The following is a 20067-nucleotide window of genomic DNA, read 5'->3' as shown; positions in this document are numbered from 1 at the left end:
CCCGGCCGGCCTTACCGGCCGGCCTTACCGGCCGGCCGGCCGGGGCCGCGATCAGGCCCGGTCAGTTCCAGCGGTATCCGTGGGCCTGTTCGTAAGCCGCGAGCAGGCGGTTGGCCACGTGGCCGGAGGTAATCAGCGGGTGGATCATGAAGGCCCGCAGGGCCGCCGCGCGGTCGCCCTGCCCGCCGCGGATGACCTCCTGCTCCACGGCCTTGATCTGCGTCATCAGTCCGGCCTGGTGCAGGGTCAGCGGCTTTACCGGCAGGGGACGGGCGCCGTCCGCATCCACCACCGACGGAACCTCCACGACGGCGTCGTCCGGCAGTTGAGGGATGGTGCCGGCGTTGCGCACGTTGAGGATCAGCTCCGTGCGCTCGCCGGACAGGAGGGCGCGCATCACGTCCAGGGCCACCTGCTCGTAGCCGCCGGCGGCCAGGTCCTGTTCGTCGCGCGAGACGCCGATCTCGCGGGCTTCGGAGAGATAGCCCTCCTCGCGGCGGCGCAGGGCGTCCTCCCAGTCCGCGTAGGGGGTTCCGGAAGCCTGCAGCCTGGCGTACAACTCCTGCTGCAAGTCGTGGATGGACTCGCCGCGGGTCTGGGCGGCGCCGGCCAGGGCCAAGGTGGCCTCCCGGCGGAAGTAGTAATAGAACAGATAGGCATTCGGAATGGCGCCGAGCACCTGCAGCTCGCGCGTGCCGAAGATCCGGCCCTCTTCGAACGACTGGAGCCGCCCCGGCTCGCCGAGCAAACCGGGAAGCCGGTCCCGGCCCTCGTGCTCCAGCCCGCGCAGCCACCCCAGGTGGTTGAGGCCCGAATAATCCACGCCCGCCAACGAGCCGCGGCGCAGCGTGACCCCGGCGGCCCTCGCCGCGCGGCGCACCAGCCCGATGGGCGTGTCGCAGATCCCGACCACCCGATGGCCGAGCAGCGGCAGCACGGCTTCGGTGACCAGCCCGGCGGGATTGGTGAAGTTAATCAGCCACGCGCCCGGGCACAGTTCAGTCATCCGCCTGGCGATGTACAGGGCGGCGGGGACGGCGCGCAGGCCGGCGGCTATCCCGGCGGCGCCGGTGGTCTCCTGGCCCAGCAGGTTCAGCCGGGTTGCCACCCGTTCGTCCAGCGTCCTGCCCCGGGTGCCGCCGGGACGGATGGCCGAGAAAACGACGTCGGCGCCGGCCAGGGCGCTATCCAGGTCCCGGGCGGACTCGATCTTCGGCGGCCGGCCGGCCCCGGGCAAGGGCGCATCCTCCAGCACCCGGACGATCGCCCGCTGCCGGCTGGCGTCTACGTCGTGGAGCACCAGCCGGTCCACCAGGCCGGCCGCGGATCCGTTGGCCAGTGCGCGATAGACCAGCGGCACCCGGAACCCGCCGCCGCCCAGTATGGCAAGTGTTGCCACTGCTCCCCCCGAACCATTGACATTGGATAACGATCGGGCCGCCCGCGGCCCAGGACCCGGCCCTTGCTTGTATTGTGCCAGCAAGGGCCAACCACAGGCCCTGGCGGCTGAACCTGCGCCCGCGCCGAAGATCGTCGGCCGGTGTGTTCGCCGCGGTGCAGTGCGCCCCGCGGCGCAGCCCTTCAGCCGGAAGCATGCTTCGGATGGGAGAATGGATCCGTGAGCTCTACAACGTCACCGCTGCCCTATGACCGCCAAGCCGTCATTAACCTGGCCGCCATCCGCGCCAACGTGCGGCACCTGCGCGAGGTCGCCGCTCCGGCCCGGGTGATGGCGGTGGTCAAGGCGGACGCCTACGGCCACGGCGCCGTCCCGGTGGCCCGGGCCGCACTGGAAGCCGGTGCGTCCTGGCTGGGCGTTGCGCACTTCACCGAGGGGTTGGCCCTTCGCGCGGCGGGCATCGATGCCCCCATCCTGGCCTGGCTGCACACCCCGGACACGGACTTCGCCGCGGGAATCGAGGCGGGGATCGACGTCGGCGTGTCCGGTTGGGAACTCGAGCCGGTGGTCAAGGCGGCACGGCGGCTCGAACGGCCGGCACGCGTGCACCTGAAGATCGATACCGGGCTGGGTCGCAACGGCTGCCCGCCGGCGCTCTGGGAGGACCTGGTCAACCGGGCCGTGGAGTACCAGGAACAGGGGCTGCTGCGGGTGGTCGGCGTCTTCTCCCACCTGGCGGTCGCCGACGAACCGCACCGGCCGGAGACGGACGAGCAGGTGGACCGCTTCCGCGAGGCTGTAGCGGTGGCCGAGAACGCGGGGCTGGACCTGGAGGTCCGCCATCTGGCCAACACGCCCGGTACGCTCAGCCGCCCGGACGCGCACTTCGACATGGTCCGCGTGGGGCTGGGCATTTACGGGCTCTCGCCCTTCGAGGGGCAGACCCCCGAGGAACTCGGGCTGGTTCCGGCCATGACGTTGCGCGCACGGGTGGCCAACTGCAAGCAGGTGCCCAGCGGCCAAGGCGTCTCCTATGGGCTCAGCTACCTGACCTCCGGGCCGACCACGCTGGTGCTGGTACCGCTGGGCTATGCGGACGGCATCCCGCGCAGCGCCGCCAACGTCCAGGTGTCCATCCGCGGCCGCCGCTATGACGTGGTGGGCCGGGTGGCCATGGACCAGTTCGTGGTGGACCTGAGGACCACCGACGCCGGAGACCTCGTGGGCGAGGAAGTGATCGTTTTCGGGCCGGGCCGGGACGTCCCGGACGCCCAGGACTGGGCGGCGGGCGCCGGCACCATCAACTACGAGATCGTCACCCGCGTCAGCCAGCGGGTCCCGCGCTACTACACCGAAACCGCCGACGAACAGGAGGGCGGCGACGCCGGCACTCCGGCGGCCGCGGCACCCGGAGTCACGGCGTCCGCGGCCGAGCAGGCAGCGGCGGCGGCCCAGGTCCGGGCAGCGCTGGCGGCGATCGACGACCGGAACACCGACAGCGCCGGGGATCCCGGCGCCGTGCTGGCATGAAGGCCGTGCTTACGTGAAGGATGACACCGACCGGACAGGGGGAGCACCTGCCATGACGCAGCAGCAACCGGCCGCGCCGATGTGGGAGCGCGAGTTCCACGTGGGCTCGGCCGAGGAAACGCAGGCGCTCGCCGCCCGGCTGGGCAGGATTTTGCGGGCAGGCGACCTGGTGGTGCTCAGCGGCGGGCTGGGGGCGGGCAAGACCACCTTCACCCAGGGGCTGGGAGAAGGACTCGGTGTCCGTCCCGGCATCATTTCCCCCACCTTCGTGCTGGTCCGCAGCCACCCCAGCATGAACGGCGGGCCGGATTTGGTCCACGTAGATGCCTACCGGCTGCAGTCGGACGGGGAGATCGACGACATCGACCTGGAAAACACCATGGACCAGGCCGTGACCGTGGTCGAGTGGGGCCGCGGCCGGGTGGAGCACCTCTCCGAGAGCTGGCTGGACATTTCGCTGGTCCGGGCCACCGGGGCAGACCTGGCGAACCGGCCAGCCGAGGGAGCGCAGGACGGGCCGCTGGGTGCGGCACCGGGTGCCGCCGTGCCGGGCGACGCCGCCGTGCAGGCCGCCGGGGGTGACGCCGCGGAAGCGCAGCGGAGCACCGGCGTCGTGCTCGACTTTGACGAGCCTGACGACGGCGAGCCGCGGCTGATCCGCATGGCCGCCTACGGGCCGCGCTGGGCCGCGTACATGTTTGCCTGACCCGCAGCGGATGTTCCCGTTGCGCCGGTTGCGGAGGTGCCGCCGGGCCTGCGGGCCTCGGCGTTTCATCGGCGCGGGTGAATTCAGCCGGACGGGGACCTCGGGGAGCCCGCGGTCTTCACGGCCCCCTGGCGCAGGTCCATAATCGATGGCGTCATCAGACCACGAGGAGGCCCGCCATGGAGACCAAGCTGAACCCGTACCTGGGATTCCGCGACCAGGCCAGGGAAGCCATGACGTTCTACCAGTCGGTGTTCGGCGGCGAATTGACGCTGAACACCTTCGGCGATTTCCAGGCCAGCGACGACCCGGCGGAGATCGACAAGATCATGCACTCGCAACTGTCCACCGAGCGCGGGCTGGTGCTCATGGCAGCGGACACCCCCGCCAGCATGGAATACACCCCCGGGTCCAGCCACTCGCTCTCGCTCAGCGGCGACAACGAGGCCGAACTGCGCGGCTACTGGGAAAAGCTGATCGATGGCGCCGACGTCACGGAGCCGCTGCAAAAAGCGCCCTGGGGCGACACCTTCGGCATGTGCACGGACAGGTTCGGCATCCAGTGGCTGGTCAACATCGCCGGCACGCCACAGGAAGCCGGAACACCGCAGGCGTGAGCGCCGCCCAACACGGCCCGCCTGCGCGGCCGCCGAGGGGCCCTGACCCTGTCCCGGCCGCGGTGCGGCGCCTCCTGATCAGCGCCCGAAAGCCACCCCGCGTGCCTCAAGTAAAATTGATGCGTGCTCATTCTCTCCATTGATACCTCCGCCATCGCCAGCGCCGCGTTGCTGGCCGGACAAGGAGAGATCCTGGCCGCGTTCGCCACCGAGGACACGCGCACCCACGCCGAGGTGCTGGCCCTCGGGATCAGCAAGATCATGACGACGGCGGACGTCACCGGCGCCGAACTCGACGCGTTGGTGGTGGGCGTGGGCCCGGGACCGTTCACGGGCCTGCGCTCCGGCATCGCCACCGCGCGGGCGCTGGCCTTCGCCTGGGGCAAGCCGTTGCACGGGGCGATGAGCCTGGACGCCATCGCCGTGGACGCCGCTCCGGACGCGTGGCGCGCCGGCGTGGACGAGTTCGTGGTGGCCACCGACGCCCGGCGCAAGGAAGTGTACTGGGCGCGCTACCGCAGCACCGGCGGCACGCACGAACTGCTCGACGGCCCGCATGTCGGGCCGCCCTCGGACGTTCCGCACCTGCCCGCCTACGGCATGGGCGCCGGGCTGTATCCGGATCAACTGCTGGCCGTCACGGAGTACAGCGGCACCCAGCCGACCGCCGAAGCGCTGGGCCGCACCGCCGTCGCCCGCCTGGACAACGGGCTTGCCCTGCCGGACACCACGCCGCTGTACCTGCGCGAGTCCGATGCCAAGGTTCCCGGACCGCGGAAGCGCGCCCTGTGACCGCCCGCACGCCGCGGCCGGCGGGCGGCATCCGGCCGATGACCGAGGCCGACGTGCCGGCCGTGGACGCGCTGGAACGGAAGCTGTTCCCGGACGACGCGTGGCCGACGGAAATGTTTTACGAGGAACTGGCACAGGACACCCGCAGCTACTTCGTGGCCGAGGACGCGCTCGGCACGGTGATCGGCTACGCCGGGCTGATGTGCGTGCGGCGGATCGCCGATGTGCAGACCATTGCGGTCGTCCCCGAGCGCGAGGGGCAAGGCATCGGCACCACCTTGCTGACCCTGCTGATCGACCTGGCACGCAGCCAGCGGGCCGACGACGTCTTGCTGGAAGTGCGCGCGGACAACCCCCGGGCGCAGCGGCTCTACCGCTGGTTCGGCTTCGAGCAGATCCATGTGCGCCCGCGCTACTACCGGGGCGGTGTTGATGCCCTGATCATGCGGCTGCGCCTCAAGGACTGGGCAGGTGCTCCCGGCGCCGAGGCCCGCACCGGCGCCGGCACCGACGGCGGCACCGGGACCGGCCGGACAACCCACGAACCCGAGACGACGGAGGACACACGATGAACCGCACCGAACCGCTGGTGGTGGGCATCGAGTCCTCCTGCGACGAAACGGGCGTGGGCATCGTCCGCGGGGATACGCTCCTGGCCAACACGGTGTCCTCCTCGATGGAGGAACACGTGCGCTTCGGCGGGGTGATCCCGGAAATCGCCTCGCGCGCCCACCTCGACGCCTTCATCCCCACGCTGGAACAGGCGCTGGACACGGCCGGGGTCACCCTCGGCGAGGTGGACGCGCTCGCCGTGACCTCCGGCCCCGGGCTGGCCGGCGCCCTGATGGTCGGGGTGTGCGCGGCCAAGGCCCTGGCGCTGGCCACCGGCAAGCCGTTGTACGCCATCAACCACCTGGTCGCCCATGTGGGCGTCGGCGTGCTGGACGGGGGAGCGCTGCCGGAGAACCTGGGCGCGCTGCTGGTTTCCGGCGGACACACGGAGATCCTGCGCGTGCGCTCGCTGACCGACGACGTCGAACTGCTCGGCTCCACCATCGACGACGCGGCGGGTGAAGCCTACGACAAGGTGGCCCGCATCCTGGGCCTGGGCTATCCCGGCGGCCCGGCGATCGACAAACTGGCGCGGGAGGGCGACCCGGGGCGCATCCGGTTCCCCCGCGGACTGAGCCAGCCCAGATACATGGGCTCGGCCGAGGCCCCCGGCCCGCACCGCTATGACTGGTCCTTCTCCGGCCTGAAGACGGCCGTGGCCCGCTGCGTGGAGCAGTTCGAGGCCGCCGGGGACCCCCTGCCGGTGGCCGACATCGCCGCGTCCTTCCAGGAAGCCGTGGCGGACGTCATCACCGCGAAGGCGATGCTGGCCTGCACCGAAAACGGCATCACCAACCTGCTGCTCGGCGGCGGCGTTGCGGCGAACTCGCGGCTGCGGGCGCTGACCGAGGAACGCTGCGCGGAGCACGGCATCTCCCTGCGGGTGCCGCCAGTGTCCCTGTGCACGGACAACGGGGCGATGGTCGCAGCGCTCGGCGCCCAGGTGGTCATGGCCGGCGGCCGGCCCTCCGGCCTCGAATTCGCTCCGGATTCGTCCATGCCGGTCACCAGCGTGCACCTCTAGGGCGATCCGGCCCGCGCCCGCCGCGCAGCACGCACACCGTCTATCCCAATCCTCGGCGGGGTCCTAGGCTGAAACCACGGCGGGGCACGCCGGCCCCTCCTCACAACTCTCCCATCCGGTCGGACGGCGGAACGACGGAGGTCAACGTCATGGGTTCATTTGCCGGACGAATGAAACTGCCGGCGGCGGTGGCCGTCACGGCGGCGCTTTTGCTGACGTCCTGTTCCCGCACGGGTGAAGAGACGGGGGAGGGGCCGGAAGCGGGAGGCGCCGGAGGCTTCGAGAGCGGCTCCTTGATCGGCGTGTCCCTCTCCGCCGACACCGCGTACGCCGAAGCGCTGTTCACCGAACAGATCGAGGACTCGAACTTCGAACCGAATGTCCAGGTTGCCGAAACCGCCGCTGAACAGCAGCAACAAATCAGCACCATGCTCGAGGGTGAACCGGAGGTGCTGATTGTGGACCCGGCAGACCCGGCAGGCCTGGGGGAGCAGTTGGCCGCGGCGCAGGAGGCGCAAGTCCCGGTCATCGCGTTCGGCACCATGGTCATGGGCACCGGCGCGGTCGGCTACCTGGTGGGCGCGGATGCCTTCCAAACCGGTGAGCTCCAGGCCCAGGCACTGCTCGATGGGCTGGCCGAACGGCAGGGCGAAGGACCCTACAACGTCGAGCTGTTCAGCGGCCACCCGGACGACGGCGGCGCGCGCCTGGCGTTCGACGGAGCCATGAGTGTGCTGCAGCCCAAGATCGACGACGGCACCGTGGCCGTGCTGTCCGGCCAGACGGATTTCGAGGCAACCGCCGGCGAAAACCCGGATGCGGCGGCAGAACGGCTGGCCGGCCTGTTGCAGGAGGAATATGCCTCCGACGACGTGCACGGCATCCTGGCCGCCGATGACGCCACCGCCCAGGCCCTCATCCGGGCCGCCGAAGACGGCGGGCAGGACTCCGCCGTCGTCGTCGGCAGCGGATCCGCCCCGGAAGCCGTGGAATCAATCATGGCCGGCAAGCAGTACGCCACCACCTACGCCGACCCCGCGGCCATGGTGGGGGAGGCCCTGACGGTCGTCAAAGGGTTCGCGCAGGACGATGCACCCGAGGCCGACGAGGAAGAGTCTTACGGCAACGCGCAAACCAGCGTGGCCGCCTACCTGACCGAAGCGGAGCCGGTCACCAAGGAGAACGCCGCGAAGGTCTTCGCCGACAACCAGGAGCTGCTCCAGCTCGTCAAGTAGACGCCGCGGGATCTTCCCGTTCAGGCGCGCAGGCGCCGGGCCAGGCCCCTGGCCGCCAGCGCGGCCAGGCCGCCTGCCGCCAGCCAGGGACCGGCCACGATGACCGGGTCGAGCCACTGGTGGCTCAGGTCGGCACGCTTCGCCCCGGTCCGGGAGGCCAGCCCGTGATGGCTGAACTCGCTGCGCACACCGGATTCGGTGACGGGATTGTCCGGACGCAGGGTCGCGAAGGAGCGGAGGTGGCTTTCCCAGGCGTCGACCCGGTCGGCGGCCAGCAGGATCACCCAGTGGGCCGCCCGCGCCTCGCTGTACTTCCGGTAGGAGTACCGCCGCAGGGCGCCCGAGAGTCCCTTGGGCGGCGTCGACGTGCCGAAGACGGGCGTCAGCATGCGGTGCTCAAGGGATCGCTCGCGCGGCCATTTCTCCTCCTGGCGGTCGGGAAAGTCCCAGTGTGCGCCGGTGGCTCCGGGATCGAAGCGTTCCTTCGGCACGGCCGGACGGTCCTTCGGATCCAGGTCGGCACCCCAGCCCGGGATCCGGGCGCGGAGTTCTTCGCTGGTATGCCTGCGCTCGGGTTTTTCGGCTCTGTAGGGCATCGGGGGTCTCCTAGCCGGCATCGGGCACGATGAGCGGCTTGATGCAGCCATCGAGTTTCGACGAGAAAATGTGATAACCGTCGGAGATATGCTCCAGCGGTATGCGGTGGGTAACGATGTCGTTGGGTTTCAGGTAACCGTTGCGGATGTGCTCGAACAGCCGCGGCCACTGGCGCTTGACCGGGCATTGGTTCATCCGCAGCGTCAACCCTTTGTTCAGGGCGTCCCCGAACTTCACCGCGCTGAACATCGGCCCGTAGGCGCCCATCACGGAAATAGTCCCGCCCTTGCGGACCGAATCGATGGCCCAGTTCAGGGCGACGGGCGAGCCGCCCTGCAGCTTGAACTTGGCGGAGGTGAGGTGCTGGGTCAGGTTGCCGTCCGCCTCGGCGCCCACGGCGTCGATCGCCACGTCCGCCCCCAGATCATCCGTCACCTTCTTCAGGTGCACCACGATGTCGTCATGCTCGACGAAGTTGTAGGTTTCCGCATGCGCGAAGGAACGGGCCATCTCCAGCCGGTACTCCAGGTGGTCGATGACGATCACGCGCCCTGCTCCCATGAGCCAGGCGGACTTTGCGGCAAACAACCCCACCGGTCCGGCCCCGAACACCACCACGGTGTCGCCTTCGACGATGTCGCCCAACTGCGCCCCGAAGTAGCCGGTGGGCAGGGCGTCGGTGAGCATCACGGCGTCCTCGTCATCCATCCAGTCCGGGATCGGGGCGGGGCCGACGTCGGCGAAGGGCACCCGGACGTATTCGGCCTGGCCGCCGTCGTAGCCTCCGCAGGTGTGGGAGTAGCCGTAGATGGCGCCCACCGCCGTGGCATTCGGATTCACGTTGTGGCAGTTGGAGTACAGGCCCCGCGCGCAGAAGTAACAGGAACCGCAGTACACGTTGAACGGCACCATGACCCGGTCGCCAGGTGCGAGGTTCCGGACCGACGGACCCACCTCGTGGACCACGCCGATGAACTCGTGGCCGAACGTCATCCCGACCCGGGTATCGGGCATCATGCCGTGGTAAAGGTGCAGGTCCGAGCCGCAGATACCGGCCAGCGTCACCCGGACTATGGCATCGTTGGGGTGTTCAATGGCGGGAATGTCTTTTTCTTCTACCCGGGTCTTGTAGGGCCCGCGGTACACCATGGCTCTCATCGGTGCCTCCTGGGGGAAGCGGATAGTCGAGTGCCCGCAAGCTTCACACGCCCGGCAAGCAACGGTCAAGGCCCCCAGGCGTCCGGGAGGCCCGCGCCCGGGAGACCGTGCTGCCGGGGACGGGCGTGGCCGGTCCTAGGCGCCGTCTTCCGGGTCCCGCGGGGAGGCCGGTTCCTTGTCCCCGTCTTCCGCCCGGTCCTCGGGCCCGCGGTCGACGTCCGGTTCGATGGCGGCAGCCAGGCCGGCCGAGCCGGCGTGCGGCGGCGCGTCGGAATCCTGCTCCGGATCCGGGGCGTCCGCCTGGTACAGCGCCTCGTCGTCAGCGTGCTTGTCCCCGGCCATGCCCAGCCCTTTCCCGCATCCGGCTCTGTATTCCCTGGGGCAGAGCCTACGCCTGTTCGGGACCAAACGGGACCGGTTTCCGGCTCTCAGTTGCTCCCGCGAAGCTGGCTGACCACGTCGAGGACGACGGCGCGCAGGTCGCCGCCGTGTTCCGCGGCAACCCTGCGCTGGCGCTGGTAGCCGGCGCCGGCTTCGAGGATCTTCTCCACGTCTGCCAGTTCGTCGCTGCAGCCAAGCTTTCGGGCGACCGGTTCCAGCCGGTTCAGCACGTGTTCGCGCAGGTGCTCCGTGACCGGCATTTCCTTGCCGGCGGCGTTGAGGATGATGATGGCGTCCATGCCGTAGCGGGCGGCACGCCACTTGTTCTCCTGCACGTGCCACGGCGGCATGGTGGGGATCGCCCAGCCGTTGTCCAGGGCGGTGGAGAACTCGTCCACCAGGCATTGCGTCAGCGCGGCCACGGCCCCGACGTCCTGCAGGGTGGACAGCCCGTCGCACACCCGCATCTCGATGGTGCCCAGCGCGGGAACCGGCCGGATGTCCCAGCGGATCTCGCTGATCGTGTCGATCACCCCGGTGGTGAACATGTCCTCGACGTAATCCTCGTACACCGCCCAGCTGGGGAACTGGAACGGCAGCCCCGCGGTGGGCAGCTGCTGGAACATCAGCGCGCGCTGCGAGGCGTAGCCGGTGTCCTCTCCCGCCCAGAAGGGGGAGGAGGCGGAGATCGCCTGGAAGTGCGGGAAATAGTTGACGAGCCCGTCCAACACCGGCAGGGCCTTGTCCCGGTGGTCCAGGCCCACGTGCACGTGCACGCCGTAAATCACCATCTGGTGCCCCCACCACTGGGTACGGTCGATCAGCTTGGCGTACCGTTCCTTGTCGGTGACCGGCTGCAACCGCGGCGCGGCAAACGGATGGCTGCCCGCGCAGAAAAGCTCCACCCCCATCGGGTCGGTGACGTCGCGGACGGCCGCCAGGGCGCTGCTCAGGTCCGCTTTGGCCTCGCGGACGGTGTTGCAGACGCCGGTGACCAGCTCCACGGTGTTCAGCAGCAGCTCTTGCTTCACGTGCGGGTGCTCGTCATCGTCCCGCAGCTCCGGATGCCCGGCGCGGACGGCGTCCAGCACCTGCTCGGCCACCGAGACCAGTTCGCCGGTCTGGGCATCCACCAGCGCCAGCTCCCACTCAACCCCGAGGGAGGATTGGGCGGACCGTGCGAAATCGATGTACAAACGTTGCTCCGTCTTTGGCTGGACCGGCTGCCGCCGGAGGTATGCGTCTGCTGGGGCCGCGGGGCCAGACACAGCTTGATTCTAGTGCGTCAGGGCCTGGCGCTGCGCTCGCGGCTGCGGGCGCCGGCGGCGGGAACGGGCTCGACGACGATGGCGATCCGGTCCTCGCCGACCCTCGTCAGCACCAGGGTCGCCTTGTTCGGCCCCTTGCCGGAACCGGTCAACAGGGTCTTGCGCAGCTCGTCCGGTGCAACCGACGTGCCGCGCTTCTTGATCTCCAGCGTGCCGATCCGGCTCGCCTTCACCCAGGCCTTGAGCTTCTTGACGTTGTACGGCTTGACCTCCAGCACCCGGTACGCCCGGGCGAACGGCGATGGCTGCAGCTGCGGGGCGCAGATGTAGGCGATGTGCTCATCCAGCAGGTGCCCGCCCAGCCCGCGGGCCAGGTCGGCCACCAGCCCGGCGCGGATCACGGCGCCGTCGGGCTCGTACAGGTACCCCGCCGCCGGTCCGATCGCCACGTCCTGGTTGGCCGGGTCGTAGCCGACGGCGCTGGTCAGCTCGGCGGTGCCGCCGGCTCCGGTGACCAATGCCGCCCGCCGGATGCCCGGCCGCGCCAGCCGGTTGAACCACAGCGCCGCCTCGACCACGTCGCCGTCGACGGATACCCATTGGGCCTCGCAGTTGTCGGGCAGCGCCTCATGGGGAATCCCCGGGCCGAGCTTGACCCCGACCGGCATTCCCCGGTCAGCCAGCCTCTCCACGAAGGACAGCGGCGGAGAAAACGCCTCCGGGTCGAAGATCCGGGTGGTGCCCGAGGCCGTCGTCGTCCGCCGCGCCGGGTCCAGCCACACGCCGTCGATCCCGGTGAGGTCCAGTCCCTCCGCATCGGCATTGACCACGGTCGCGGTCGGCCACGGCATCAGGTTGATGGTGGCCACCGCGGCGGTGGTCTCGTCCCGTTCCACGGCGGTGACTCTGCGGTCCAGGCTGGCCAGCGCCATGGCGTCCGCGCCGATTCCACAGCCCAGGTCCGCGACGTGCTCCACCCCGGCGGCCTGGAACCGCCGCGCGTGCAGGGCCGCGATGTTCAGCCGCGTGGCCTGTTCCAGCCCCGCCGTGGTGAACAGCATTTTCTCCGCGAACGGACCGAACTTCGCCTTGGCCTTCGCACGCAGGCGGGACTGTGTCATGGCGGCTGAGACCAGTTCGGGGGAGTGGCCGGCCTTGCGCAGTTCGGTGCCGGTGTGCAGGCTCTCCGCCTCGGAATAGGGGCCGAGCGAATTCAGCAGCTCCCAGCCTTCCGGAGTGAGAATCGGTGCAATGCTCTCGGCGTGGGTCTCGGGTGCCATGGTTTCAAGCCTAGTGCAGCGGATTCAGGCGGCCGACGCAGGCAGGCGGACCGGCCGATTCGTGCCTTAAAAGCGGCGATGGGTAGTTCTCCCCATGGCGGGATATGCTGGGACTCCGTAGGGTCGGTAAGGAAGCTTACTGTGAGGAGGCGTGCATGATGTCCACATCCATCGACGGGTACGACATTGATACAGACGCTTGCCAAGCCGAGATTGAAGCGGAACTTGGCGAGCTGATCGAAGCCGGCAACAGGGCGCACCGGGGCTGGCAGGCCCTCTGGGATGACGTCGCCGCAGGCGTCGCCGCACCTGCCCCGGGCTGGAAGCCGGAGCTGCGGCGCCTCGCCTGAACGACTCCCGCGGTCATTCCCGGCCGGACCGGCCGGGACGAAGGGGGACGCTGGTCGCGGCCGCCCGCCGGCCGTAGCATGGGCGCATGATCGAATCGGCGGCAACGTTCCTGTCCGCGGGCCGGTACTTCCGCGAGGTGCTGGCAAACGTGCCGCCGACCGCATGGAACGCACCCGGGCTGGACGATTGGAGCGTCCGGACGCTCGCCGGACATACCAGTCGGGCGCTGTCCACGGTGCTGACCTACCTGGGTCGCCCCGCCAAGACTGTCCAGGTGGAATCGGCCGCGGACTATTACCTGGCCACCGGACTGGCCAATGATCCCGGCGTCACCGAACGGGCCGTGGCAGCCGGCAAGGAGTTGGGCCCGCACCCGGTGGATATGGTGGACCGGCTGCTGGCCCAGCTGGAAAACACGCTGCCGCTGACCGAGGACCGGGTCATCGAGACGGCCGCCGGCGGGATGCGCTTCAGCGACTACCTGCCCACCCGGATCTTCGAACTTGCGGTGCACACGCTCGACCTGTCCCGGGCCTGCGGCCTGGTGGCGGAGCTGCCGCGCGGCGTGGAGCTGGAAGCCGGGCGGCTGGCCATGGAGATTGCCGCCGAACGCGGCGACGGGGCGCAGGTGCTGCTGGCCCTGACCGGGCGGACCATGCTGCCCGGCGATTTTTCCGTGGTCTGACGCCGTGTCGCCCTGCCGACCCTGCCGGCCTCGCCGGCCGGGCCCTCCGGGGCCCCGTGGCGGCAACAACTCCGCCGTCCGGCCTCAGGCGAAGTAGACGCCGATCCTGTTGCCCTCGATCTCCTCGATGCGGATGTCGATGTCGTACACGTCGCGCAGCACGTCCGGCTGCATGATCTGCGCCGGCGGGCCCTGGTGCACCAGGCGGCCGGAGCGCATGGCGATGATCGAGTCCGAGTAGCAGGACGCGAAGTTGATGTCGTGGATGACCAGCACCACGGTCTTGCCCAGCTCATCGGTCAGCCGGCGCAGCAGCCGCATCATCTCCACCGAGTGCTTCATGTCCAGGTTGTTCAGCGGTTCGTCCAGCAGCAGGTAATCGGTGTCCTGGGCCAGCACCATGGCGATGAACGCCCGCTGCCGCTGGCCGCCGGAGAGTTCGTCCACGAACTTGTCCGCCATCGACGTCAGGTCCAGGTACGCCAGCGCCTGCTCGATCTGGACGAGGTCGGCCGGGCCCGGCCGGCCGTTGTTGTGCGGGAAACGGCCGAAGCCCACCAGGTCCCGTACGGTCAGGCGGACGGTCAGCTGGTTGTCCTGGCGCAGGATGGCCATCTTGCGGGCCAGTTCCTTGCCCGCGGTCTTGCCGACGTCGAGCCCGTCGATGGTCACCGCCCCGGCGTCCATGGGCAGCAGCCGGGAGACCATGGACAGCAGCGTGGACTTGCCGGCGCCGTTCGGCCCGATGATCGAGGTGATGCCGCCGTCCTTGATGTAGCAGCTGACGTCGTCCACCACGGTCTGCGTGCCGTAGGTCTTGGAGACTCCGGAGACGTGGATCATTTGATGGAGCCTTTCAGCAGCAGGGCGATGAACAGGATGCCGCCGGCGAATTCAATGACGATGCTCAGCGCGGTATCGAAACCGAACACCTGCTCGAGGACCAGCTGGCCGCCGACCAGGGCGATGGCGCCCAGCAGCACGGCGATGGGCAGCACGTACACGTGCCGGAAGTGCGAGCACAGCAGGTAGGCCAGGCTGGCCACCAGCAGGCCAAAGAACGTGATCGGGCCCACCAGTGCGGTGGAAACGGCCACCAGGATGGCGCACAGCATCAGGACGGTGGTCACGGCCCGCCGGTGGTCCACGCCCAGGTTCAGCGCCGTGTCCCGGCCCAGCGCCAGCACGTCCAGCTGCCGGCGCATCCGCCAGACCGGGACGGTGGCCGCGGCCACGGCCACCGCGGACACGGCCAGCAGCACGCCGTCCACGTTGTTAAAGCTGGCGAAAAACAGGTCCTGCAGGATGATGAATTCGCTCGGGTCGATCAGCCGCTGCAGCAGCGAGGAGATGCCGCGGAACATGGTCCCGAACACGATGCCCACCAGCAGCATCAGGTGCAGGCTCTTGCCGCCGCCGGTGAACAGCCAGCGGTAGATCAGGAAGGAGAAGCCCACCATCAGCATCACTTCGATCACGAAGCGCACCGGCGCGCCCAGGCTCAGCAGCGCCTGCCCGCCGATCGCGAAGGTCAGCCCGGTCTGGATCAGCATGTAAAGGGCATCGAAGCCCATGATCGACGGGGTCAGGATCCGGTTGGCGGTCACCGTCTGGAACAACACCGTGGACACGCCCACGGCGTACGCCACCAGCAGCATCGAACCGACCTTGATGGCACGCCGGGGCAGGATGTAGCCGAGGTTGCCGCGCAGGTCGATGGTCATGAACACCGCCACGAGGGCGGCCGTCAGCAGGCCCAACAAAATAATCCAGGTCCGCGGCCGGACCGTGGTGAGGGTGCGGCGCTTGCGCTGCGTCAGCGCGGCGGGAAGTACCGAATCAGCCATTCTTGCGGGTCCTCAGCAGCAGGTAGAGGAAGACGGCGCTGCCGACGGCGGAGACGATCACGCCCACCGGGATTTCGTAGGGGTAGCGGATGGTGCGGCCGATGATGTCGCACAGCAGCACAAAGCCCGCACCGAAGACCGCGACCCAGGGAACCGCGCGGCGGGCGCTGTCGCCGAACGCCAGCGACACCAGGTTGGGCACCACCAGCCCCAGGAACGGAATGGCGCCGATGTTGACCACCACCACGGCGCTGATCAGCGAGACGATGACCAGCCCGAGCGTCAGGATCCGGCCGTAGTGCAGGCCCAGATTGGTGGAGAATTCCTGCCCCATGCCGGCCATCGTGAAGCGGTCCGCGCACAGGTAGCCGATCACCGCGAGCAGCGCGACAATCCAGAGGAGCTCGTAGCGGCCGCGGAGCACGCCGGAGAAGTCGCCGATCATCCAGCTGTTCAGCGTCTGCAGCAGGTCGAAGCGGTAGGCGAAGAACGTGGTCACCGCGGCGATGACGCCGCCCAGCATGATGCCCACCAGCGGCACGATGAGCGTGTTGCGCAGCGGGATCCGGCGCAGCACCAGCAGGAACAGGCCGGTCCCGGCGGCCGCAAACACGGTCGCCACGGACATCTTGGCCAACAGGGTGGCACCGGGGATCGCCACCGTGACCACCAGGATGCCCAGCGAGGCAGACTCCACGGTGCCCACGGTGGACGGCTCCACGAATTTGTTCCGTGCCATCAGCTGCATGATCAGCCCGGCAATCCCCAGCGCCGCGCCGGCCAGGATGACCGACAGGGTGCGCGGCAGCCGGCTGATCCAGAAAATGTCCCAGGCCTTCTGGTCGCCGGCCAGCAGGGCAGGCAGCGACACGTCGCTGACGCCCACAAACATGCTGGCAATGGCCAGGACGACGACGGCGGTGGCCGCCCAGGCGAGCTGGGACCCGGATCCGCGGGCGCGGGAGCGTCCCGCCGCGGCTGCTGCGGCCGGGGCCGGACTGGAAATCGTGGAGGAAGCCATGGGTCGGGCCACCGCGCAGGCCGCCGGCGGGACGCCGGCGGCCGTACGGGGTGCTACTTCGTGACGGCTGCCTGGACGGCGCTGATCATGGCGTCCGTATTATTCAGGCCGTAGCCCACCAGGTACCAGGAGGCCGAGTCCAGATAGGTGATGCTGTCGTTCTTGGCGGCGCTGGTGCCGTTGACCAGGTCGTTGTCCAGGACGGCCGCAGCGGCTTCCCCGGATTCGCCGACGGCGGAGTCGCGGTCGATCACGAACAGGTGGTCCGGGTTGGCCTCGGCGACGAATTCGTGCGAAATGGCCTCGCCGTGCGGGCCCTCGGACTTCACGTCCGCGGCGGTCTGCACGCCCAGGACATCGTGAACGATGCCGAAGCGGGACCCCGAGCCGTAGGCCGTCATCTCGCCGCCGCTCGTCATCAGCACCAAACCGGTGCCGGCGTCGGCAGCTGCGGCCTTGGTGTCCTCGATCCGGGTGTCGATGGCCGCCAGCTTTTCTTCGACTTCGGCTTCCTTGCCGAAGATCTCGCCGAGGGTCGCGGAGACTTCCTTGAAGCTCTCGATCGGAGCGGCGGTGTCCACGCTCAGGTCGATGGTCGGGGCGATTTTGCTCAGCTCCCCGTAGGCCTCGGCGGTGCGGCCCGAGATGATGATCAGGTCGGGTGCGCCTTCGCTGATGGCCTCGAATTCGGGTTCCTTCATGGAGCCGATCTTGGTGTATTCGTCGCCGGCGTACTGCGCCAGCGATTCGGGGAACACGGCCGCCTCCGGGACGCCGTCGACCTCGACGCCCAGGGCGGTGAGGCTGTCCAGCACCCCGAGATCGAAGGTGTAGACCGTCTCCGGGTTCACCGGCACGTCGGTGGTGCCGGAGGCGTGCTCAACGCTGATCGTCTCGGCACCGGTGCCTGCCGCGGCGTCGGTCTGCTGGCCGCAGGCGCTCAGGGCGAGCATGGAAACGGCTGCGGTCATGGCCACCAGGCCGGACTTCAGGGGCTTTTTCACTGACTCTCCATTGTTCGTCAACGCCGTCCCGGGCGGGGACCGGCATTAGGCAACATAAACGTTTGCTATTTGCGCGCAGCTTGAAAGCTACCGGGTTAGGTTAGCCTTACGCAACTTGGCCGGTGGACGGCGGGGCCGATCTTCGTCACATGGGCGGCGGCCGCGGAAGCCGGAGGGCCCGCCGCTGGCACTCGCCTTGACCGAGTGCTAATCCTTCTCATAGAGTCGCAGTTAGCACTCACCCCGTGTGGGTGCTAATACAAGGAACCGCCTGCCGGCACCGCGACGACGGCAGACATCTCCTTGGCCAACCTATTCGTAGCGCATGAAAAGGAGAGAGCCGAGTGTCGGTCTCCATTAAGCCTCTTGAGGATCGTATCGTTGTCCAGCCGCTCGAAGCAGAGCAGACCACGGCCTCCGGCCTGGTCATTCCGGACACCGCCAAGGAAAAGCCGCAGGAAGGCAAAGTTGTCGCGATCGGCCCCGGCCGCGTCGATGACAATGGCAACCGGGTTCCCGTTGACGTAGCCGAGGGTGACGTCGTCATCTACTCGAAGTACGGCGGAACCGAGGTCAAGGTCGGCGGGGAAGAGTACCTGGTGCTCTCCGCCCGCGACGTGCTGGCCATCGTCACCAAGTAAGGCCCATCAGCTGAGTCCGGCGGCTCGGGCGCGCGCAGTCGACGCCCGCAGCCGGAATCACGGACAACCGAAATGCCCCGGCTGCCTCCTATAGCAGCGCAGCCGGGGCATTTTGCGTGAAAGGAACAAATTCATGGCAAAGCAGTTGGAGTTCAACGACGCCGCCCGCAAGGCGCTGGAAGCCGGCGTCGACAAGCTCGCCAATACCGTCCGGGTCACCCTCGGCCCGCGTGGCCGCAACGTGGTCCTGGACAAGAAGTGGGGCGCCCCCACCATCACCAACGACGGCGTGACCATCGCCCGTGAGGTGGAACTCGACGATCCGTACGAGAACCTCGGCGCGCAGTTGGCCAAGGAAGTCGCCACCAAGACCAACGATGTTGCCGGTGACGGCACCACCACCGCTACCGTCCTGGCCCAGGCGCTGGTGAAGGAAGGCCTCCGCAACGTGGCCGCCGGCGCCGCCCCCGGGGCACTCAAGCACGGCATCGAGGTAGCGGTCGAAGCCGTTGCCGCCCGCCTGCTGGAGAATGCCCGCGAGGTCGAAGGCAGGGTCGCCGAGGTCGCCACCATCTCCGCCCAGAGCCCCGAGGTCGGCAAACTGCTGGCCGAAGCCTTCGACAAGGTGGGCAAGGACGGCGTCATCACCATCGAAGAGGGCTCCAGCATGGAGACCGAGCTGGTGCTCACCGAGGGCATGCAGTTCGACAAGGGCCTGCTGTCGCAGTACTTCGTCACCGACCAGGAGCGCCAGGAGGCAGTCCTCGAGGACGCGCTGATCCTGATCTCCCAGGGCAAGATCTCCACGGTGCAGGAGTTCCTGCCGCTGCTGGAGAAGGTGCTGCAGGCCAACAAGCCGCTGTTCATCATCGCCGAAGACATCGACGGCGAGGCCCTGTCCACCCTGGTGGTCAACAAGATCCGCGGCACCCTCAACGTTGCCGCCGTGAAGGCGCCGGGCTTTGGCGACCGCCGCAAGGCCATGCTGCAGGACATCGCGGTGCTCACCGGCGCCCAGGTCGTGTCCGCGGACCTCGGCCTGAAGCTGGACCAGGTGGGCCTCGAGGTGCTGGGCACGGCACGCCGCATCACCGTCACCAAGGACAACACCACCATTGTTGACGGCGCCGGCTCCGAGGCCGACGTGGCCGACCGCGTGTCCCAGCTGCAGGCGGAGGTGCTGCGCACCGATTCCGATTGGGACCGCGAGAAGCTCCAGGAGCGGCTGGCCAAGCTGTCCGGCGGCATCGGCGTGATCAAGGTCGGCGCTGCCACCGAGGTCGAAATGAAGGAGAAGAAGCACCGGATCGAGGACGCCGTGTCCTCCACCCGCGCTGCCCTGGAAGAAGGCATCGTGGCCGGTGGCGGCACCGCCCTGGTGCACGCCGCCCAGGCTCTGGACACCGACCCGAACGTGCTGGCGCTCGAGGGCGACGCAGCCACCGCCGTCGGCCTGGTCCGCCGCGCGCTGGCCCAGCCGCTGCGCTGGATCGCCGAAAACGCCGGCCACGAGGGCATGGTCGTCGTCTCCAAGGTGGGCGACATGGAGCTCAATAACGGCTTCAACGCCGCCACCGGCGAATACGAGGACCTCGTCGCCGCGGGCATCATCGACCCGGTGAAGGTGACCCGCTCGGCGCTGCGCAACGCGGCCTCGATCGCGGCACTGGTGCTGACCACCGAAACCCTGGTCGTCGAGAAGCCGGCCGAAGAGGACGGGCACAACCACCAGCACTAGCGCACGCCGCCGGCTGTTGGTCGGGCTTCGCCCGTCCGGAGGGGATCCTGCCAGTGCAGGGTCCCCTCCGTCGTCGTGGGGTCCGGGGTGGTGGAAGCCCCGGCGCCGGGCGCGCACGTTAGCTCCGCCACATCGGTTGCCGCGGGAAATAGTGGGCAGGGCGGAATCGTTTTAGGATGTA

The 20067-nt window shown here is 68.9% G+C and carries 21 protein-coding genes; 11 read left to right on the top strand and 10 right to left on the bottom strand.

The genetic code is table 11. From position 1 onward, the window contains the following. Positions 1-61 precede the first annotated feature (61 nt). Entirely contained in the window at positions 62-1399 is a 1338-nt protein-coding gene (locus tag AC5RUH_RS08715; protein WP_494128361.1) for a family 4 glycosyl hydrolase, read from the bottom strand. Between the two features lie 219 nt (positions 1400-1618). Between AC5RUH_RS08715 and alr the strand changes: the two genes are divergently transcribed. The 7 genes from alr to AC5RUH_RS08680 all read left to right on the top strand — a co-directional run bounded on the left by alr (position 1619) and on the right by AC5RUH_RS08680 (position 7915). Further along, the gene (gene alr, locus AC5RUH_RS08710; protein WP_494101499.1) at positions 1619-2929 is read left to right on the top strand and encodes an alanine racemase; all 1311 of its coding nucleotides are present in this window, start codon (positions 1619-1621) and stop codon (positions 2927-2929) included. 52 nt (positions 2930-2981) lie between these two features. Further along, on the top strand, positions 2982-3635 hold the full coding sequence (gene tsaE / locus AC5RUH_RS08705) for a tRNA (adenosine(37)-N6)-threonylcarbamoyltransferase complex ATPase subunit type 1 TsaE (protein ID WP_494128360.1): 654 nt from the start codon (positions 2982-2984) through the stop codon (positions 3633-3635). Between the two features lie 179 nt (positions 3636-3814). Next, complete coding sequence (locus AC5RUH_RS08700; protein WP_494128359.1) at positions 3815-4252, top strand: VOC family protein; 438 nt, start codon at positions 3815-3817, stop codon at positions 4250-4252. 123 nt (positions 4253-4375) lie between these two features. Next, positions 4376-5044: a tRNA (adenosine(37)-N6)-threonylcarbamoyltransferase complex dimerization subunit type 1 TsaB gene (tsaB, locus tag AC5RUH_RS08695; RefSeq protein WP_494128358.1), complete on the top strand. Its 669-nt coding sequence runs from the start codon at positions 4376-4378 to the stop codon at positions 5042-5044. Between the two features lie 38 nt (positions 5045-5082). Further along, positions 5083-5616 carry a ribosomal protein S18-alanine N-acetyltransferase gene (rimI, locus tag AC5RUH_RS08690; RefSeq protein WP_494128375.1) on the top strand — a complete coding sequence of 178 codons (534 nt, stop codon included), beginning with the start codon at positions 5083-5085 and terminating at the stop codon, positions 5614-5616. Then, positions 5613-6680 (top strand): tRNA (adenosine(37)-N6)-threonylcarbamoyltransferase complex transferase subunit TsaD, encoded by a 1068-nt coding sequence (gene tsaD / locus AC5RUH_RS08685; protein WP_494128357.1) that lies wholly within the window; start codon positions 5613-5615, stop codon positions 6678-6680. The genes rimI and tsaD overlap by 4 nt, the downstream gene beginning before the upstream one ends. 149 nt (positions 6681-6829) lie before the next feature. Beyond that, the gene (locus AC5RUH_RS08680; protein ID WP_494128356.1) at positions 6830-7915 is read left to right on the top strand and encodes a substrate-binding domain-containing protein; all 1086 of its coding nucleotides are present in this window, start codon (positions 6830-6832) and stop codon (positions 7913-7915) included. Positions 7916-7935: 20 nt separating this feature from the next. On the opposite strand, the gene AC5RUH_RS08675 is transcribed toward AC5RUH_RS08680, so the two are convergent. The 5 genes from AC5RUH_RS08675 to AC5RUH_RS08655 all read right to left on the bottom strand — a co-directional run bounded on the left by AC5RUH_RS08675 (position 7936) and on the right by AC5RUH_RS08655 (position 12599). Continuing rightward, positions 7936-8511, bottom strand: coding sequence for a hypothetical protein (locus AC5RUH_RS08675; RefSeq protein WP_494000403.1), 576 nt, complete (start codon positions 8509-8511; stop codon positions 7936-7938). A 10-nt stretch (positions 8512-8521) separates the two neighbouring features. After that, on the bottom strand, positions 8522-9670 hold the full coding sequence (locus AC5RUH_RS08670) for a zinc-dependent alcohol dehydrogenase (protein ID WP_494128355.1): 1149 nt from the start codon (positions 9668-9670) through the stop codon (positions 8522-8524). Between the two features lie 135 nt (positions 9671-9805). Beyond that, the gene (locus AC5RUH_RS08665) at positions 9806-10012 is read right to left on the bottom strand and encodes a hypothetical protein (RefSeq protein WP_494000401.1); all 207 of its coding nucleotides are present in this window, start codon (positions 10010-10012) and stop codon (positions 9806-9808) included. An 86-nt stretch (positions 10013-10098) separates the two neighbouring features. Continuing rightward, a complete protein-coding gene (locus tag AC5RUH_RS08660) occupies positions 10099-11247 on the bottom strand; it encodes a glutamate--cysteine ligase (protein ID WP_494000400.1) in 1149 nt (382 codons plus the stop codon). Between the two features lie 89 nt (positions 11248-11336). Continuing rightward, positions 11337-12599 (bottom strand): THUMP-like domain-containing protein, encoded by a 1263-nt coding sequence (locus AC5RUH_RS08655; protein ID WP_494000399.1) that lies wholly within the window; start codon positions 12597-12599, stop codon positions 11337-11339. 155 nt (positions 12600-12754) lie between these two features. Between AC5RUH_RS08655 and AC5RUH_RS08650 the strand changes: the two genes are divergently transcribed. Both AC5RUH_RS08650 and AC5RUH_RS08645 read left to right on the top strand, forming a co-directional pair. Next, the gene (locus tag AC5RUH_RS08650) at positions 12755-12949 is read left to right on the top strand and encodes a hypothetical protein (RefSeq protein WP_494000398.1); all 195 of its coding nucleotides are present in this window, start codon (positions 12755-12757) and stop codon (positions 12947-12949) included. Positions 12950-13035: 86 nt separating this feature from the next. Continuing rightward, positions 13036-13635: a maleylpyruvate isomerase N-terminal domain-containing protein gene (locus AC5RUH_RS08645; RefSeq protein ID WP_494000397.1), complete on the top strand. Its 600-nt coding sequence runs from the start codon at positions 13036-13038 to the stop codon at positions 13633-13635. 84 nt (positions 13636-13719) lie between these two features. Here the strand turns inward: AC5RUH_RS08645 and AC5RUH_RS08640 are convergent, their stop codons facing one another. From AC5RUH_RS08640 to AC5RUH_RS08625, 4 genes are read right to left on the bottom strand one after another with little or no spacing between them, the layout of a single operon-like run. After that, positions 13720-14478 carry an iron ABC transporter ATP-binding protein gene (locus AC5RUH_RS08640; protein ID WP_493979500.1) on the bottom strand — a complete coding sequence of 253 codons (759 nt, stop codon included), beginning with the start codon at positions 14476-14478 and terminating at the stop codon, positions 13720-13722. Continuing rightward, positions 14475-15482: an iron chelate uptake ABC transporter family permease subunit gene (locus AC5RUH_RS08635; RefSeq protein ID WP_494128354.1), complete on the bottom strand. Its 1008-nt coding sequence runs from the start codon at positions 15480-15482 to the stop codon at positions 14475-14477. Before AC5RUH_RS08635 ends, AC5RUH_RS08640 begins: the two co-directional genes overlap by 4 nt. Continuing rightward, positions 15475-16503, bottom strand: a complete 1029-nt coding sequence (locus tag AC5RUH_RS08630; RefSeq protein WP_494000395.1) for an ABC transporter permease — start codon at positions 16501-16503, stop codon at positions 15475-15477. Before AC5RUH_RS08630 ends, AC5RUH_RS08635 begins: the two co-directional genes overlap by 8 nt. A gap of 53 nt (positions 16504-16556) precedes the next feature. Beyond that, a complete protein-coding gene (locus AC5RUH_RS08625) occupies positions 16557-17507 on the bottom strand; it encodes a siderophore ABC transporter substrate-binding protein (protein WP_494128353.1) in 951 nt (316 codons plus the stop codon). A 344-nt stretch (positions 17508-17851) separates the two neighbouring features. On the opposite strand from AC5RUH_RS08625, the gene groES reads away from it, so the two are divergent. Together groES and groL are read left to right on the top strand one after the other, a co-directional pair. Then, entirely contained in the window at positions 17852-18148 is a 297-nt protein-coding gene (gene groES / locus AC5RUH_RS08620; protein ID WP_127511177.1) for a co-chaperone GroES, read from the top strand. 133 nt (positions 18149-18281) lie between these two features. Further along, the gene (gene groL / locus AC5RUH_RS08615; protein WP_494000393.1) at positions 18282-19886 is read left to right on the top strand and encodes a chaperonin GroEL; all 1605 of its coding nucleotides are present in this window, start codon (positions 18282-18284) and stop codon (positions 19884-19886) included. Positions 19887-20067 lie beyond the last annotated feature (181 nt).

This window comes from Arthrobacter sp. Y3223166 (genome assembly GCF_059090935.1).
The sequence above is the reverse complement of the archived record's forward strand: the minus strand, read 5'-3'. Positions and strand labels throughout refer to the sequence as shown.